Genomic DNA, 19,707 nt, shown 5'->3' with positions numbered 1-19,707 from the left:
CACCGCGGTCCCCCCTCTTCGCACAGGAGTGGCGACACCCGATGACCAACGACGAAAAGCTGCTCTCCTACCTCAAGCGGGTCTCCGCCGACCTGGCCCAGACCCGCCGGCGGCTGCGCGAGGTGGAGACCCAGGACCGGGAACCCATCGCCATCGTCGGGATGAGCTGCCGCTTCCCCGGCGGCGTGACCACCCCGGAGGAGTTCTGGCGGCTCGTCCACGACGGCACCGACGCCATCGGCGACTTCCCCGACGACCGGGGCTGGGACCTCGACGCGCTCTACGACCCCGACCCGGACGCCACCGGCAAGAGCTACGTCACCCGCGGCGGCTTCCTCGACGGCGCGGCCGGGTTCGAGCCGGACTTCTTCGGCATCAGCCCCCGCGAGGCGCTCGCGATGGACCCCCAGCAGCGGCTGCTGCTGGAGGTGTCCTGGGAGGCCCTGGAACGCGCCCGGATCGCCCCCGACGCGGTGCACGGCACCCGCGTCGGGGTGTTCGCCGGCACCAACGGCCAGGACTACAAGGACCTGCTGGCCAAGATGCCCGACGACAGCGAGGCCGCGCTCGGCACCGGCGTGCTGGCCGCCGTCATCTCCGGCCGCATCTCCTACACGCTCGGCCTGGAGGGTCCGGCCGTCACCATCGACACCGCCTGCTCCTCTGCGCTCGTCGCCGTGCACCTCGCCGTACAGGCCCTGCGCAACAAGGAGTGCACCCTCGCCCTGGCGGGCGGCGCCACCGTGATGTCCACCCCGGGCAACTTCATCGCCTTCAGCCGGCAGCGCGGCCTCGCCGCCGACGGCCGCTGCAAGTCCTTCGCCGACGGCGCCGACGGCACCGGCTGGAGCGAGGGCGCCGGCATGCTGGTGCTGGAACGGCTCTCCGACGCCCGGCGTAACGGCCACGAGGTACTGGCCGTGGTCCGCGGCTCGGCCGTCAACCAGGACGGCGCCTCCAACGGCCTGACCGCCCCCAACGGCCCCTCCCAGCAGCGCGTCATCCGCGCCGCCCTGGCCTCCGCGGACCTCGGCCCGGCCGACGTGGACCTGCTGGAGGCACACGGCACCGGCACCACCCTCGGCGACCCCATCGAGGCCCAGGCGCTGCTCGCCACCTACGGACAGGGCCGCGAACAGCCGCTGTGGCTGGGCTCGGTGAAGTCCAACATCGGACACACCCAGGCCGCGGCCGGCGTCGCCGGCATCATCAAGGCGGTCATGGCGATGCGGCACCGGGTCCTGCCCCGGACCCTGCACGCCGAGCGGCCCTCCACCAAGGTCGACTGGGCACAGGGCGACATCCGGCTGCTGACCGAGAACCGGCCCTGGACCGACCCGGGCCGCCCCCGTCGGGCCGCGGTGTCCTCCTTCGGCGCCAGCGGCACCAACGCGCACACCATCCTGGAGGAGGCCCCCGCCGCGGAGACCGGGGAAGCCGGGGAAGCGGGTGAACCGGGGGAGGCGGAGCCGCGTACGGCACTGCCGCTGGTGCCCTGGGTGGTCTCCGGCCGCACCGAACGCGCCCTGCGCGAGCAGGCCGCCCGGCTCGCCGCCGCCGTCGGCGAACTGGACCCGGTGGACGTGGCGCACTCCCTGGCCGCCACCCGCACCGCCCACCCGTACCGGGCCGTGGTTCTCGGCGCCGGCCGCGACGCACTGCTGACCGCCCTGACCGGCGTGGCCGAGGGCGGCCGGGGCGCCGCCTCGGGCCGGGTCCGCAAGGGCCAGACCGCCTTCCTGTTCACCGGCCAGGGCGCCCAGCGCGCCGGCATGGGCCGCGAACTGCACGCCCGTTTCCCGGTGTTCGCCCGCGCCTTCGACGAGATCTGCGCGCTCACCGGGGACGACGCGCTGCGCGACCTCGTCCTCGGCGACGACCCCGCGCCGTTGCACCGCACCGCCCGCACCCAGACCGCGCTGTTCGCCTTCGAAGTCGCCCTGTACCGGCTGCTGGAGTCCTGGGGAGTCACCCCCGACTACCTGGCCGGGCACTCCGTCGGCGAGATCGCCGCCGCCCACGTGGCGGGCGTCCTCGACCTGAGGGACGCGACCGCCCTGGTGGCCGCGCGCGGCCGGCTCATGCAGGCGCTGCCCGAAGGCGGCGCCATGATCGCCGTACGCGCCACCGAGGAGGAGGTCCGCCCGCTGCTCACCGGCCGGGTCGGCATCGCCGCCGTCAACGGCCCCCGCTCCGTGGTGATCTCCGGCGACGCCGCCGAGGCCGAGGCGGTGGCCGCCCGCTTCGGCAAGAGCCGCCGGCTGACGGTCTCGCACGCCTTCCACTCGCCCCTGATGGAACCGATGCTGGCCGCCTTCCGGACGGTCGCCGAGTCCCTGACCTACCACCGGGCCGCCCTCCCCGTCGTCTCCAACGTCACCGGCGCGCTCGCCACCCAGGACATCGCCTCCCCCGGCTACTGGGTGCGGCACGTGCGCGAGGCGGTCCGCTTCCACGAAGGCATCCGCGCCCTCGCCGCCGAGGGCGTCACCCGTTACCTCGAGGTCGGCCCGGACGCCGTGCTGACCGCCATGGCCCGCGACTGCCTGACCGCCGACGACACCGGCACCGGCACCGACACCGGCACCGGCACCGACACGGACACCGACACGGACACCGACACGGACACCGGCACCGGTCAGGACACCGACGCCGTCCTGGCCGCCGCCTCCCGCCGCGACCGCGACGAGACCGAGACCCTGCTCACCGCCGTCGCCCGGCTGTACACCGGCGGCGCCGCCGTGGACTGGACCGCGCTGTTCACCGGCGCCCGCACCGTCGACCTGCCCACCACCGCCTTCCAGCGCGAGAGGTTCTGGCCCGAGACCACCGCGACCGCCGGCGACGTCGGCTCCGCCGGACTCGACTCCGCCGACCACCCGCTGCTCGGCGCCGCCACCGTCCTCGCCGACACCGACGGCGCCGTGCTCACCGGCCGACTGTCGGCCCGCACCCACCCCTGGCTCGCCGACCACGTCGTCGCCGGCCGGATCGTCGTCCCCGGCACTGCCATGGTCGAACTCGCCGTCCGCGCCGGCGACCAGGTCGGCTGCGCCCACCTGGACGAACTCGCCCTGGAGACCCCGCTGGTGCTGCCCTGGGACGACGGGGTACGGGTCCAGGTCGCCGTCGGCGCGCCCGACGCCTTGGGCGCCCGTACGGTGCACGTGTACGCCCGCGCCGAGAGCCTGCCCGCCGACGCCCCGTGGACCGCGCACGCCTCCGGCCTCCTCACCGCCGGCCCCGCCGCCCCCGGCACCCGCCTGGACGACTGGCCCCCCGAGGACGCCGAAGCGCTCGACACCAGCGGCCTGTACGAGCGGCACGCCGCCGCCGGACTGGAGTACGGACCCGTCTTCCGGGCGCTGACGGCCGCCTGGCGACGCGACGGGGAGGTGTTCGCCGAGGTACGGCTGCCCGAGCGGCCCGCCGCCGACGCGCCCCGCTTCGGGCTGCACCCGGCCGCGTTCGACGCCGCCCTGCACTCCCTCGCCCTGCTCGGCGACGGCTCCGCCGATGACACCGCCCGGCTGCCGTTCGCGTTCGCGGGCGTCACCCTGCACGCCACCGGCGCCTCGGTGCTGCGTGCCCGGCTCACCCCCGCCGGTGACCACGTCTTCACCGTCGACCTGGCCGACGCCGACGGCGCCCCCGTCGCCACGGTCGCCTCGCTGACCTCCCGCCCGCTCACCCACCTCGCCGGCCACGACCCGGCCGCCGACGCCCTGTTCACCCTCGACTGGCAGCCCCTGCCCCTGGACACCGACGCCCCCGAACCCGGCCACCGGGTGCTGCACAGCGCCCCCGGGTCCACCCCCGACGCCGTCCGCCAGGCCCTGCGCACCGCGCTCGCCGCCCTCCAGGACGACGACCCCCGCCCGCTCGCCGTGGTCACCCGGGGCGCGGTGAGCACCGCAGGCGAGGACGTGCCCGACCTGGCCGGCGCCGCCGTATGGGGCCTGGTGCGGTCCGCGCAGTCCGAGCACCCCGACCGGTTCACCCTGCTCGACCTCGAACCCGGCGCGGACGCCGCCACCGTCCTGCCCGGCGCCCTCGCCACCGGTGAACCCCAGCTCGCCGTGCGCGCGGGCACCGCCCGCGCCGCCCGCCTGGTACGCGCCGAACTCCCCGCCGAACCAACCGACTTCACCTTCGACCCGGAGGGCACCGTCCTGCTGACCGGCGCCACCGGCGGCCTCGGCCGGGTCCTCGCCCGCCATCTGGTCACCGCGCACGGCGTACGGCACCTCGCGCTGCTCAGCCGCTCCGGCACCGCCGACGACCTGATCGCCGAACTGGCCGCTCTCGGCGCCACCGCGACCGCCCACGCCTGCGACGTGGCGGACCGCGAGCGCCTCGCCGCCGTCCTGGCCGGCCTCCCCGCCGACCGCCCCCTCACCGCGGTCGTGCACGCCGCCGGCGTCCTGGACGACGGCGTGGTCTCCTCCCTCACCCCCGAACGCGTCGACACCGTCCTCGCCCCGAAGGCCCTCGGCGCCCTCCACCTCCACGAACTGACCGGCGAGCGCGTCAAGCTGGTGCTGTTCTCCTCCGTCGCCGGCACCGTCGGCGCCCCCGGCCAGGGCAACTACGCCGCCGCCAACGCCCTCCTTGACGCCCTCGCCGCGCACCGCCACACCCACGGCGCCCCCGCCCTCTCGCTGGCCTGGGGCCCCTGGGCCCCGGCCGGCGGCATGACCGGCACCCTCGACGAGACCGACCGGGCCCGGATGACCCGCGGCGGCATGACCGCCCTGACCGCCGCGGAAGGCACCGCGCTGTTCGACCGGGCCCTGCGCGCGGGCCGCCCCGCCCTGGCACCGGTACGGCTCGCGTTGCCCGCGCTGCGCGCCCAGGGCCCCGGCCTCGCGCCCGTCTTCCGCGCCCTCGCGGGCCGCCCGGTACGCCGGGAGGCCGCCGCCGAGGGCACCGGCGCCGGACTCGTCGAGCGGCTGGCCGCCCTGGGCGCCGAGGAGCGCGCCGAGGCGCTGCTGCACACGGTCCGCGCCCATGTCGCCGCCGTCCTCGGGCACGCCGACCCCGGCGGCGTGGAGACCGACCGGGCCTTCAAGGACCTCGGCTTCGACTCGCTCGCCGCCATCGAACTGCGCAACTCCCTCTCCGCCGAACTGGGCCGGCGGCTGAGCGCCACCCTGGTCTTCGACCACCCCTCGCCCGACGCCCTCGCCGCCCACCTCGGCACCCTGGTCGGCGACGCCCCGGCCGCGGCCCGCGGCGCCCGGCGCAACCGCGCCGCCCACGCCGGCGAGCCGCTGGCGATCGTCGGCCTTGCCTGCCGCTACCCGGGCGACGTACGCACCCCTGAGGACCTGTGGCGTCTCGTCGCCGACGGCACCGACGCCATCACCGCCTTCCCCGCCGACCGCGGCTGGGACGTGGACCGGATCGTCGACCCCACCCGCAGCCGCCCCGACACCTCCTACGTCGGCGAGGGCGGATTCCTGCACGACGCGGGCGACTTCGACGCCGCCTTCTTCGGCATCAGCCCCAAGGAGGCCCTCGTCATGGACCCCCAGCAGCGGCTGCTGCTGGAGACGTCCTGGGAGGCGCTGGAGAGCGCCGGCATCGACCCGCACACCCTCAAGGGCAGCCGCACCGGCGTGTTCGCCGGCGTCCAGTACCACGACTACTTCGGCAGCTTCGGCTCCGGCAGCATCATCTCCGGCCGCGTCGCCTACACCCTCGGCCTGGAGGGGCCCTCCCTGTCCGTCGACACCGCCTGCTCCTCGTCCCTGGTGGCGCTGCACCTGGCCGCCCAGTCGCTCAGGCAGGGGGAGTCCAGCCTGGCACTGGTCGGCGGGGTCGCCGTCATGGCCACCCCGGAGACGTTCGTCGAGTTCAGCCGGCAGGGCGCGCTCGCCCCCGACGCCCGCACCCGCGCCTTCGCCGACGCGGCGGGCGGCACGGTGTGGGGCGAGGGCGTCGGCGTCCTCGTCGTGGAACGCCTCTCCGACGCCCGGCGCAACGGCCATCCGGTGCTGGCCCTGGTCCGCGGCACCGCCGTCAACCAGGACGGTGCCTCCAACGGCCTGACCGCCCCCAACGGCCCCGCCCAGGAACGCGTCATCCGCGAGGCCCTGGACAACGCCCGCCTCACCACCGCCGATGTGGACGTGGTGGAGGCGCACGGTACGGGGACGACGCTGGGTGACCCGATCGAGGCGCAGGCGCTGCTGGCCACCTACGGGCAGGACCGGGAGCGGCCGTTGTGGCTGGGGTCGGTGAAGTCGAACATCGGGCACACCCAGGCAGCGGCAGGCGTCGCCGGTGTCATCAAGATGGTGATGGCGATGCGGCACGGGGTGTTGCCCAGGACGCTGCACGTGGACAAGCCGTCCACGAAGGTCGACTGGGGCGCGGGGGACGTACGGCTGCTCACCGAGGAGCGGGACTGGCCGGCCACCGGCCGGCCGCGCCGGGCGGGGGTGTCCTCCTTCGGGATCAGCGGCACCAACGCCCACGTCATCCTCGAACAGGCCCCGCCCGCTCCCGCCGAGCCCGCACCCCCCGCACCCGAGGGTCTCGCCGTGCCGTGGCTGCTCACCGCCAAGACCCCCGCCGCGCTCGCCGGACAGGCCGCCGCCCTCCTCGGCCACCTCGACACCCACCCCGGCCTCGACCCGTCCGACATCGGCTGGTCGCTCGCCACCACCCGCGCCCGCTTCCCCCACCGCGCCTCGATCACCGGCCCCGACCCGGCCGCACTGCGCGCCACGCTGGCCGCGCTGGCCGACGGCACCACCGCCCGCACCCTCGTCCAGGGCACCGCCCCCGGCCGCGCCCGCCCCGTGTTCGTCTTCCCCGGCCAGGGCTCCCAGTGGTCCGGCATGGCCACCGAACTCCTCGAACAGTCACCGGTGTTCGCCGCCCGCATGGCCGAGTGCGCCACCGCCCTGGCCCCCTGGACCGACTGGGACTTCGCCACCGAGCTGCGCGGCACCCTGGACCGGGTGGACGTCGTCCAGCCGCTGCTGTGGGCCGTGATGGTGTCCCTCGCGCACACCTGGAGCGCCTACGGCGTCACCCCGGCCGCCGTCATCGGCCACTCCCAGGGCGAGATCGCCGCCGCCTGCGCCACCGGCGCGCTGTCCCTCGCCGACGGCGCCCGCGTCGTCGCCCTGCGCTCCCAGGCCATCGCCGAGCTGCTGTCCGGCACCGGCGGCATGATGTCGGTCGGCGAGGGCGCCGACGCGGTCCGCGCCCGGCTCGCCGCCTTCGACGGCCGGCTGTCGGTCGCCGCCGTCAACGGCGCCGCCTCCACCGTGGTCTCCGGCGACCCCGGAGCCCTCGACGAACTCCTCACCCTGCTGCGCGCCGAGAAGGTCCGCGCCAAGCGCCTGCCCGTGGACTACGCCTCGCACAGCGCCCACGTCGAGACCCTGCGCGCCCGCCTCGCCGAGGTCCTCGACGGCATCGAGCCGCGCTCCACCCGGGTGCCGTTCTACTCCACCGTCACCGGCGGGCCCCTCGACACCACCGAGCTCGGCGCCGAGTACTGGTACACCAACCTGCGCGGTACCGTGCTGTTCGAACAGGCGGTACGGGCCGCCGTGGCCGACGGACACCAGCTGTTCATCGAGGCCAGCGCGCACCCGGTGCTCACCGTCGGCATCCAGGAGACCGACGACGCCGTGGCCGCCGTCGGCTCCCTGCGCCGCGACGAGGGCGGCCGGGACCGGCTGCTGGCCGCGCTGGGCGAGGCGTTCACCCACGGCGCCGCCGTCGACTGGGCCGCCGTCGCCGAGGGCCGCCGGCCCCGCCGGGTGCCGCTGCCCGGCTACGCCTTCCAGCGCGAACGGTACTGGCTCGACAGCACCGCCGGCGGCGCCGACGTCACCTCCGCCGGCCTCGCCCCTACCGACCACGCCCTGCTCGGCGCCGCGATGGTACGCGCCGACACCGAGGGCGCCGTGCTCACCGGCCGGCTGTCCGAGGCGACCCAGCCCTGGCTGGCGGACCACCGGGTGGGCGGCCGGCTGCTCTTCCCCGGCACCGGGCACCTGGAACTCGCGCTGCGCGCCGGCGACCAGGTCGGCTGCGGGGACCTCGCCGAACTCACCCTGCACGCGCCGCTCGTCCTGCCCGACCACGGCGCCGTACAGCTCCAGGTCACCGTCGGCGCGCCCGAGGGCGACACCCGGCCGGTCACCATCTGGTCGCGCCCGGAGAGCCCGGACGAGGAACTGCCCTGGACCCGGCACGCCGACGGCCTGCTCGCCCCCACCGGCACCCTGCCCGGCCCCGCCGAGCCGCTCACCGACTGGCCGCCCCGGGACGCCGAACCCGTCCCGCTCGACGGCCTCTACGACGACCTGGCCGGCCTCGGCCTCGGCTACGGGCCGCTGTTCCAGGGCCTGCGCGCCGCCTGGCGCACCGCCGACGGCCTGTACGCGGAGGTCGCCACCGACGCCGCGCCCGACGGGTTCGCCCTGCACCCGGCGCTCTCGGACGCCACGCTGCACACCGTCGGCCTCACCGACGCGGCCGGCGAGGAGGCCCTGCTGCCGTTCGCCTGGTCCGGGGTACGGCTGCACGCCACCGGCGCGACCGCGCTGCGCGTCCGCGTCCGGCCCACCGGAGAGGGCACCGTCGCCCTCGCGCTCGCCGATCCCACGGGCGCCCCCGTCGCCACCGTCGACGCCCTCACCCTGCGGCCCCTGCGCACCGAGGCGCCGGCCGCCGGGTCCGGGACGCCCCGCGCGGGCGCGCTGTACCGGGTCGAGTGGGTCCCGGCCCCGTCGGTCACGGCGGCCACCGGCCCGGTGGAGGTGGTGCGGGCCCCGGCCGGGGTGAGCGCCGCCGACACCCGGGCGGCGGTCGGCGCGATTCTGGACGGGCTGCGTGCCGGGCTGGCCGACGACCGCCTCGCCGACACCCCGCTCGTCGTCGTCACCGGCACCGACCCGGCGGGCGCCGCGGCCGGCGGCCTGGTCCGCTCGGCCCAGTCGGAGAACCCCGGCCGGATCGTCCTGGTCGAGTCCGACACGCCCCCGGCCCCCGAACGCCTCCCCGAGGCGGCGTCCCTCGGCGAACCCCACGTGGCATTCCACGAGGACACGTGGAAACTGCCGCGCCTGGTCCGGGTCACCACGGGAACCCCGGCCGCCGACGGCCCGGCGGTGGCTGACGGCGGACCCGTTCCGGCCGCCACCGGGCCTCGGGCCGCCGACGGGTCGCCTGTGGTCCGGGCTGCTGCCGGGTCTCGGGTCGTCGGCGGGTCGCCTGTGGTTCGGGCTGCTGCCGGGTCTCGGGTCGTCGGCGGGTCGCCCGCGGTTCCGGTTGCCGCCGGGTCCACTTCGGCCACCGAGGGTTCCGCCGGGGACGCCGACGCTCTTCCCCCGGCGACCACCGACCCCACGCCGGCCGAGGGCGAGACCGCCGTCCCGGGCGGTGGTTTCGGCGGCGGTACCGTCCTGCTCACCGGTGCCACCGGTGCGCTCGGGCGGATCGTGGCCCGGCACCTGGTCGCCGAGCGGGGGGTGCGGAGTCTGCTGCTGGTGAGCCGGAGCGGCGGCGCCGAGGACCTGGTCGGTGAACTCACCGCGCTCGGTGCCGAGGTGACGAGCGTCGCCTGCGATGTCGCCGACCGCGCCGCGCTCGCCGCCGTACTGGACGCCGTACCCGCCGGCCGGCCGCTGACCGCCGTGATCCACGCGGCCGGTGTCCTCGCCGACGGGGTGCTCTCCTCGCTCACCCCGGAGCGGCTCGACACCGTCTTCCGGCCCAAGGTCGACGCCGCCTGGAACCTGCACGAACTCACCGCCGGCCTGGACCTGTCGGCGTTCGTGCTGTTCTCCTCCTCCGCCGCCACGCTCGGTTCGCCCGGCCAGGCCAACTACGCCGCCGCCAACGCCTACCTCGACGCCCTCGCCGTACACCGCAGGGCTCTCGGGCTGCCCGCGCACTCCCTGGCCTGGGGCCTGTGGGCGCGGGCCGGCGGCATGACCGGCACCCTCGGCGACAGCGACCTCGGCCGGATCGCCCGCGGCGGTGTCGCCCCGCTGGAGACCGAGGAGGGCGTCGCCCTGTTCGACGCGGCCGTGCGCGGCGCCGGCCCCGCCGTGCTGCCGGTCCGGCTGGACCTGGCCGCGCTGCGCGCCCAGGGCCCCGAGGCGGCCCCGCTGTTCCGCGCCCTGGTGCCCGTACGCCGGGCCCGAGCGGCAGGTGCGCGGGGCGCGGCCGGCGGCGCCGACGCGCTGCGCGAGAGGCTCGCCGCACTGCCGGCGGCCGAACGCGAGCCGTTCCTCACCGACCTCGTGCGCGACCACGTGGCCACCATCCTCGGCTACCGCTCCGCCCAGGACGTCGGCCGCGCCCTGGCCTTCCGGGAACTCGGCTTCGACTCCCTGGCCGCCGTCGAACTGCGCAACCGGCTCACCACGGCGACCGGCCTGAAGCTGCCCGCGACCCTGGTCTTCGACCACCCCACCCCGGCCGTCCTCGCCGGCCACCTGCTCGGCGAACTCACCGGCACCCTCGCCCCGGCACCCGCCCGCACCGCCCCGCGCGCCGCCGCCGACGAGCCGATCGCCGTCGTCGGCATGGCCTGCCGCTTCCCCGGCGGCATCGCCTCCCCGGAGGACCTGTGGCGGCTGGTCGCCGAAGGCCGGGACACGATCGGCGAGTTCCCCACCGACCGCGGCTGGGACCTCGACCGCCTCTACGACCCCACCCTGGACCGCCCCGGCACCAGCTACACCCGGCACGGCGCCTTCCTGTACGACGCGGCCGGCTTCGACCCCGCGTTCTTCGCCATGGACGACGAGGAGGCCCTGGTCACCGACCCCCAGCAGCGGCTGCTGCTGGAGACCTCCTGGGAGGCGCTGGAGCGCGCCTCCATCGACCCCGCGACCCTGCGCGGTTCCGACACCGGTGTGTTCGCGGGCGTCATGTACCACGACTACTTCGGCAGTTACGGCTCCGGCAGCGTGGTCTCCGGCCGGGTCGCCTACACCCTCGGCCTGGAGGGGCCCACGCTCAGCGTCGACACCGCCTGCTCTTCCTCCCTGGTCGCGCTGCACCTGGCCGCGCAGGCGCTGCGGCAGGGCGACTGCTCGCTGGCGCTGGCCGGGGGAGTGACCGTCATGGCCACCCCGGGCACCTTCGTGGAGTTCAGCCGGCACCGGGGCCTGTCCCGGGACGGCCGCTGCAAGCCGTTCGCGGACGCCGCCGACGGCACCGGCTTCGGCGAGGGCGTCGGCGTGCTGCTGCTGGAGCGGCTCTCCGACGCCCGCCGCAACGGCCGCCGTGTTCTCGCGGTGCTGCGCGGCACCGCCGTCAACCAGGACGGCGCCTCCAACGGCATCAGCGCCCCCAACGGGCCCGCCCAGCAGCGCGTCATCCGGCGCGCCCTCGAAGCGGCCGGTGTCTCCGCGGCCGACGTCGACGTGGTCGAGGCGCACGGCACCGGCACCGCCCTCGGCGACCCCATCGAGGCCCAGGCGCTGATCGCCACCTACGGCGGCGAACACACCGACGACCGCCCGCTGTGGCTCGGCTCGGTCAAGTCCAACCTGGGCCACACCCAGGCCGCCGCCGGAGTCGCCGGCGTCATCAAGATGATCGAGGCGCTGCGCCACGAGACCCTGCCCGCCAGCCTCGGAGTGGACCGGCCCACCCGGCACGTGGAGTGGGAGGGAAGCAACGTCCGGCTGCTCACCGAGAACCGTCCCTGGCCGGACCCGGGCCGCCCGCGCCGCGCGGGCGTCTCCTCCTTCGGCATCTCCGGCACCAACGCCCACGTCATCATCGAGGCCGCACCCGCCGGGGCAGCCGCCGCAGAGGCCGCCGGAGCGCCCGCGGCCCCGGCCGGCGGCACCGTGCCGTGGCTGCTGTCCGGACACACCCCCGACGCCCTGCGCGCCCAGGCCGCCCGGCTGCTGGACCACCTCTCCGCCGCCCCGGACACCGACCCGCACCGGCTCGCCGGAGCGCTCGCCCACGCCCGGACCCGGCTCGGCCACCGGGCCGCGGTCCTCGGCCGCACCCGGGACGAACTGACCGCCGGACTGCGGGCCGTGGCCGAAGGCCGCACGCCCCCGGCCGGGGTGCTCGGCACCGCCACCGACGGCCGGCTCGCCTTCCTCTTCTGTGGCCAGGGCTCGCAACTGCCCGGCATGGGCACCCGCCTCGCCGCGGCCTTCCCCGCCTTCGCCACCGCCTTCGACGAGGTCCGCGCCCACCTCGACCCGCTGCTGGACCGGCCGCTCGCCGAGGTGCTCGACTCCGCCGGGCTGCTGGAGCGCACCGAGTACACCCAGCCCGCCCTGTTCGCCGTCGAAGTGGCCCTGTACCGGCTGCTGGAGTCCTTCGGCGTGCGGCCCGACCTGCTCGCCGGGCACTCCGTCGGCGAGTTCGCCGCCGCCCACGTGGCGGGCGTGCTCGGCCTGAAGGACGCCTGCGTGCTCGTCGCCGCCCGGGGCCGCCTGATGCAGGCCCTGCCCGAAGGCGGCGCGATGATCGCCGTACGCGCCACCGAGGAGGAGGTTCTGCCGCTGCTCGGCGACGGCGTCGGCATCGCCGCCGTCAACGGGCCCGCCTCCCTCGTCCTCTCCGGGCCCGCCGGACCGGCCCGCGCGCTCGCCGCCCGCTTCGCCCGCACCAGGGAACTCGCCGTCAGCCACGCCTTCCACTCGGCCCTGATGGAGCCGATGCTGGACGAGTTCCGCGAGATCGCCGCCACCGTGTCGTACGGCACCGCGCGCATCCCGCTGGTGTCCACCCTCACCGGCGCCCCCGCCGCCCCCGACGAGCTGTCCGGCCCCGACTACTGGGTGCGGCACGCCCGCGAGGCCGTCCGCTTCGCCGACGCCGTCACCGCCCTGCACGACGCCGGGGTGCGGCACTTCGCCGAGATCGGCCCCGGCGGCGCGCTGACCGCCGCGGCCGGCGAGTGCCTGCCCGACCAGGCGGCCGTCGTACCGCTGCTGCGCAAGGACCGCGAGGAGACCGACGCGCTGATCACCGGGCTCGCCGCGCTGCACGCGCACGGCACGGCCGTCGACTGGACGGGCCTGCTGCCCCACCGCGACGGCTCGGACCTGCCCACCTACGCCTTCCAGCGCACCCGCTACTGGATGACCGGCGACCCGATCCCGGCGCGCCCGGCCGACGGGCACCCGCTGCTCGGCACCGCCGTCGAACTCGCCGGCGCCGACGGCATCCTGTACACCGGGCACCTGTCCCTGGCCGGACAGCCCTGGCTGGCCGGCCACCGCGTGGGCGGGGCGGCGCTGCTGCCGGGCACCGCCTTCGTCGAGATGGCCCTGGCCGCCGGGGCCCGCGCCGGCTGCCCCGCGGTGGAGGAACTGACCGTCACCGAACCGCTGATCCTGCCCGAGGACGGCGCCGTCCGCCTCCAGTGCACGGTCGGCGAACCCGACGCCGGCGGCGACCGCGCCTTCCGGGTGTACGCCGCCCACGGCGACGGCGACCCCTGGACCACCCACGCCACCGGTGTGCTGCGGCCCGCCGGGCAACGGCCCGCACCCGGCACCGCCGCCTGGCCGCCGCCCGGCGCCGAACCCGTCGGCCTGGACGGCGTGTACGAGCGGCTGGCCGAGCTGGGCGCCGAGTACGGGCCCGGCTTCCAGGGACTCAAGGCGGCCTGGCGGCTCGGCGAGGAGGTCTGCGCCGAAGTCGCCGTGCCCGGCGGCGCCGAGGGGTTCGGTCTGCACCCGGCGCTGACCGACGCCGCCCTGCACGCCATCGCGCTGCGCGCGGGCACCGAGGAGCGCATGACGCTGCCGTTCGCCTGGAGCGGCGTGGAACTGTACGCGCCGGGCGCGACCGCCCTCCGGGTGCGGATCGCCCCGGCCGGCGCGGGCGCGGTACGCGTCGAGGCCGCCGACGCCGCCGGACGGCCGGTGCTGCGGGTGGCATCGCTGGCGCTGCGGGCGGTGGACCCGGAGCGGATCGCGGCCGCCGCCGCGGGCGGCCACGACGACCTGTTCGCCCCGGACTGGGCGCCCGTCACCGTGCCCGCGGCCCCGCAGGCCGGGCGGTGGACCGTCTGCGGCGAAGGCCGCGAGGACCTGGCCGCCGCCCTGGCGGGCGAGGTCGCCGAAGTCACCGTCGCCGCCGATCCGGCCGAGGCCGCCGCCCACCGCCCCGACACCCTGCTCCTCGTCCACCCCGGCGGCGCGGACCCGGACGCGGTCCGGGCCGGCCTGCGCCGCCTGCTCACCCAGGTGCGCGACTGGCTGGCCGACCCCCGGACAGCCGACGCCACCCTGGTCGTGGCGACGCACGGGGCGACGGGCCCCGGGGACGTCACCGACCCCGGTGCCGGCGGCGTGTGGGGCCTGGTCCGCTCCGCCCAGTCCGAGCACCCCGGCCGCCTCGTCCTCGCCGACCTGGACGGCACCGACGGCTCCCGCCGGCTGCTGCCCGCCGCCGTCGCCTCCGGCGAACCCCAACTGGCCCTGCGCGACGGCACGGTGCACGTCCCCCGGCTGGTGCGCGCCCCGCGCCTGCCCGAGACCGCCCCGGCCGGCTTCTCCGGCGGCGTCCTGGTCACCGGCGGCACCGGCGCCCTGGGCCGGCTGGTCGCCCGGCACCTGGTCACCGCGCACGGCGCCGACCGGCTGGTGCTGCTCAGCCGCAGCGGGCCCGAGGCGCCCGGCGCGCCCGGGCTGCACCGGGAACTGACCGCGCTCGGCGCCCGGGTGACGCTCGTCGCCTGCGACGCCGCCGACCGCGCCGCCCTCGCCCGGGTCCTGGACGAGCACCCGGTCACCGCGGTCGTGCACACCGCGGGCGTCCTCGCCGACGCCGTGCTGACCTCGCTCACCCCCGAACGGCTGGACACGGTGCTGCGGCCCAAGCTGGACGCCGCCTGGCACCTGCACGAACTCACCCGCGAACGGCCCCTGACGGCGTTCGTGCTGTTCTCCTCCGCGGCCGGTCTGCTCGGCAGCCCCGGCCAGTCCGGGTACGCCGCCGGCAACGCCTTCCTCGACGCCCTCGCCGCCCACCGCAGGGCGCTCGGCCTGCCCGCCGTCTCGCTCGCCTGGGGCGCCTGGGCGGGCAGCGGCGGCATGGCCGACCGGCTCACCGGCACCGACGCCCGGCGCGTCGCCGCCGGCGGGGTGCTCGCCCTGGACGCGGAGAGCGGGCTCGCCCTGTTCGACACGGCGACCGGCCGCCCGGAACCGGTGCTGCTGCCGGCCCGCCTGGACCTCGCCCCGCGCGAGCCCGACCGCGTCGCCCCGCTGCTGCGCTCCCTGGTGCGGGCGCCCCGCCAGGGAGGCCCGGCCGCGCCGGCCGCCGCGACGGGACTGCGCCGCGAACTGGCCGCCCTCGCCCCCGAGGACCGCGCCGAACGGCTGCTGCGGCTGGTCCGGGACGAGGCCCGTACGGTCCTCGGCACCGAGGAGTTCGAGGACGGACTGCCCTTCAAGGACCTGGGGTTCGACTCGCTGACCGCGGTGGAGTTCCGCAACCGGCTCAACGAGGCCACCGGCCTCAGGCTGACCGCCACCCTCGTCTTCGACCACCCCACCCCGGCCGCGCTCGCCGCCCACCTGGACGCCGGACTGGCCCCGGCCGCCCAGGACGGCCCGCGCGCCGAGGAGGACACGGTACGGGCCGCGCTCGCCGCGATCCCGGTGGCCCGGCTGCGGGAGGCCGGTCTGCTGGACGGCCTGCTCGAACTGGCCGGACTGCGGCCCGCGCCGCACCCGGACGGCGAGGACGCGGCCGGCCCCGCCCCGATCGACGCGATGGACGCCGAGAGCCTGATCAGCATGGCGCTCGACGGCCTCGGCGGGGACGACGACGCCCTGTGACGACGCCCGCGACAAGGAAGAGGACCATGGCCGAGTCCGAGATGCCGGACACCAGGATGGTCGAGGCGCTGCGCGCCTCGCTGAAGGAGATCGAACGGCTGCGGGAACGCAACCGCGCGCTGACCGCGGCGGCCCGGGAACCGGTCGCGATCGTCGGTATGGCCTGCCGCTACCCGGGCGGTGTCCGCTCCCCGCAGGACCTGTGGCGGCTGGTCGCGGACGGCGGCGAGGGCATCACCGCCTTCCCCGCCGACCGGGGCTGGGACCCCGGCCTGTACGACCCGGCCCCGGGCACACCGGGCCGCTCGTACACCCGGCAGGGCGGATTCCTGCACGACGCGGGCGACTTCGACGCCGCCTTCTTCGGCATCGCCCCGAACGAGGCCCTCGTGATGGACCCGCAGCAGCGGCTGCTGCTCGAAGGTTCCTGGGAGGCCCTGGAGGACGCGGGGATCGACCCCGCGACCCTGCGCGGCTCCCGCACCGGCGTGTTCGCCGGCGTCATGTACCACGACTACTTCGGCAGCTTCGGCTCCGGCAGCATCGTCTCCGGCCGGGTCGCCTACACCCTCGGCCTGGAGGGGCCCACCCTCAGCGTCGACACCGCCTGCTCCTCCTCCCTGGTCACGCTGCACCTGGCCGCGCAGGCGCTCAGGCAGGGGGAGTGCGCGCTGGCGCTGGCCGGGGGAGTGACGGTGATGGCCTCGCCGGGCACGTACGTGGAGTTCAGCCGGCAGGGCGCGCTCTCCCCGGACGGGCGGTGCCGCTCCTTCGCCGACGACGCGGCCGGCACCGGGTTCTCCGAGGGCCTCGGCGTCCTCGTGCTGGAACGGCTGAGCGACGCCCGGCGCAACGGCCACGAGGTACTGGCCGTCCTGCGTGGTTCGGCGGTGAACCAGGACGGTGCCTCCAACGGGCTGACGGCGCCGAACGGTCCGTCGCAGCAGCGGGTGATCCGGCAGGCGCTGGCCGCCGCCCGGCTGAGCACGGCCGATGTGGACATGGTGGAGGCGCACGGTACGGGGACGACGCTGGGTGACCCGATCGAGGCGCAGGCGCTGCTGGCCACCTACGGGCAGGAGCGGGAGCGGCCGTTGTGGCTGGGCTCGGTGAAGTCGAACCTCGGGCACACGCAGGCCGCGGCCGGGGTCGCGGGTGTCATCAAGATGGTGATGGCGATGCGGCACGGGGTGCTGCCCAGGACGCTGCACGTGGACAAGCCGTCCACGAAGGTGGACTGGGAGGCGGGGAACGTACGGCTGCTCACCGAGGAACAACAGTGGCCGGCCACCGGCCGGCCGCGCCGGGCCGGGGTGTCCTCCTTCGGGATCAGCGGCACCAACGCCCACGTGATCATCGAGGACGTGCCCGCCGAGGACCCGGCGGACGACGAACCGGACGCCCCCGTCGTCGTCTGGCCGCTGTCCGCCCGCTCCGCACCGGCCCTGCCCGCCCAGGCCGAACGGCTGCACGCCTTCCTCGCCGGCCGGCCCGGACTGCACCCGGCGGCCGTCGCCCGCGCCCTCGGCACTCGGCGCACCGCCTTCGACCACCGGGCGGCCGTCACCGGCACCGGCCGGGAGGAACTGCTGGCCGGGCTGCGCGCCCTCGCCACCGGGACGCCTGCGCCCGGCGCCGTCACCGGCCGGGCGCGCTCCGGCACCCGCACCGCGTTCCTGTTCACCGGGCAGGGCGCCCAGCGCCCCGGCATGGGCCTGGAACTCCGCGCCCACTACCCGGTGTTCGCCGACGCCTTCGACGCGGCCGAGACCCGGCTCGGCCTGGACCTGACCGGAGTGCTCGCGGGCGACGACCCCGACGCCGTCCACCGCACCGAGTACGCGCAGCCCGCCCTGTTCGCGTTCGAGGTCGCCCTGTTCCGGCTGCTGGAGTCCCTCGGCGTCAGGCCCGACCTGCTCGCCGGGCACTCCGTCGGGGAGATCGCCGCCGCCCATGTGGCCGGCGTCCTCGACCTGGACGACGCCTGCGCCCTGGTCGCCGCGCGCGGCCGGCTGATGCAGGCCCTGCCGGAGGGCGGCGCGATGGTCGCCGTACGCGCCACCGAACAGGACGTACGGCCGCTGCTGGACGACCGGGTCGCCCTCGCCGCGGTCAACGGCCCTGACTCGGTGGTCCTCTCGGGCGAGGAGGACGCGGTGCTCGCCGCCGCCGGGACCTTCCCCAGGGCCAGGCGGCTCACCGTCTCGCACGCCTTCCACTCGCCCCTGATGGACGGCATGCTCGACGAGTTCCGGGCCGTGGCCGGGAAACTCACCTTCCACCCGGCGCGCATCCCGCTGGTGTCCACCCTCACCGGCCGCCTCGCCGAGGACGAGGGCCTGCGCGACCCCGGCTACTGGGTGCGGCACGCCCGGGAGACCGTCCGGTTCGCCGACGCCGTCACCGCCCTCGCCGCCGCGGGCGCCGGCCGCTTCGTGGAACTCGGCCCCGACGCCCACCTCACCGGCCTCGCCCGCGCCTGCCCGGCGGCCGACGGAGCCGTCCTCGTCGCGCTCGGCCGCCGTCACGGCGGCGAACCCGCCGCGCTGGCCTCCGGCCTGGCCCGCCTGCACACCGACGGCCTCGCCCCCGACTGGGCCGCCCTGTTCCCCGGCACGGCCCGCGCCGAACTGCCCACCTACGCCTTCCGGCACGCGCGCTACTGGCTGAACGCCGACGTGCCCCTCACCGCCGGCCCCCTGGCCGAACCCGCCCCGCCCGCCCAGGTCACCGCGCCCGGGGACACCGCGCCGGTGCGGCGACGGCTGGCCGGTGCCGGGCCGGCCGAACAGGAGGCCCTGCTCACCGACCTGGTCCGGGCCCAGACCGCCGCCGTCCTCGGCCACACCGGGCCGGAGGCCGTCGAGCCCGACGCCGTCTTCCTGGAGATCGGCCTGGACTCCGTCACCGCCGCCGAACTCCGCGCCGCCCTCGCCGCCGCCCTGGGCGCCACCGTGCCCGCCGGGGCCGTCTTCGACCACCGCACCCCGGCCGCCCTCGCCGCCGCCCTGCGCGCCCACCTGGCCGGACCACCGGCGGCCGCGGACGGCACCGGCGACGACCTCGAATCGGTCGGCGGCCTGGTGCGGCGGGCGGCGGCCGGCGGACACATGGACCAGGCCATCGAGCTGCTGCGCACCGTCGCCGGAATCCTCCCCGGCTTCTCCCGCCTGGCCGAACTCGGCGACCTCACCGACCCGGTGCGGCTGGCCACCGGCCCTGCCCCCCACCGGCTGGTCTGCCTGCCCTCGCCGATGGCCCTGGGCGGCGCCCACCAGTACGCCCGCCTCGCCCGGCACTTCGAGGGCCGCCGCGACCTGCTGGTGCCCGCGATGCCCGGCTTCGGCCCCGGCGAACCGCTGCCGCGCTCGGTGGACGCGGTGCTGGAAGCCGTCGTCGAGGGCGTCCGCCGGGCCTGCCCGGACGAGCGGCCGTACGTGCTCGTCGGCTACTCCTCCGGCGGCCAGTTCGCCCACGCGGCGGCCGAGATCATGGAGAAGGCCGGACGGCCGGCCGCGGGCGTGGTGCTGCTGGACACCTATCTGCCCGGGGACGACGGCAAGGACGAGCTGTGGCGGCAGATGTTCGACGGCATGCTGGCCCGCGAGTCCGCCCTCGGCGGTTTCGGCACCGCCCGCCTCGCCGCGATGAGCCGCTACAGCGACCTCATCCAGCACTGCGAGCCGGGCGTGCTGACGGCGCCGGTGCTGTTCGTGCGGCCCACCGAGTCCTTCGCCACCGGACCCGGCACCGGGGACTGGCGGGCGCTCTGGCCCGCCGAGCACCGGCCGGCCGACGTGCCCGGCACCCACTTCACGATCCTGGAGGACCACGCGCGGACCACCGCCGATGCGGTCGAGGCATGGCTGACCGCCGAGTTGTGCTGAGCCCGCGCCGC

At 76.9% G+C, this 19,707-nt stretch carries 2 protein-coding genes; both read left to right on the top strand.

From position 1 onward, the window contains the following. The first annotated feature begins 41 nt into the window (after positions 1–41). Positions 42–15,809 carry a type I polyketide synthase gene (locus Srubr_RS40085; RefSeq protein ID WP_229926524.1) on the top strand — a complete coding sequence of 5,256 codons (15,768 nt, stop codon included), beginning with the start codon at positions 42–44 and terminating at the stop codon, positions 15,807–15,809. After that, complete coding sequence (locus tag Srubr_RS00105) at positions 15,806–19,696, top strand: type I polyketide synthase (RefSeq protein ID WP_461792053.1); 3,891 nt, start codon at positions 15,806–15,808, stop codon at positions 19,694–19,696. The genes Srubr_RS40085 and Srubr_RS00105 overlap by 4 nt, the downstream gene beginning before the upstream one ends. Positions 19,697–19,707 lie beyond the last annotated feature (11 nt).

This window comes from Streptomyces rubradiris, from assembly GCF_016860525.1.
Lineage (GTDB): Bacteria > Actinomycetota > Actinomycetes > Streptomycetales > Streptomycetaceae > Streptomyces > Streptomyces rubradiris.
This window is presented reverse-complemented; position numbering and strand designations above follow the sequence as displayed.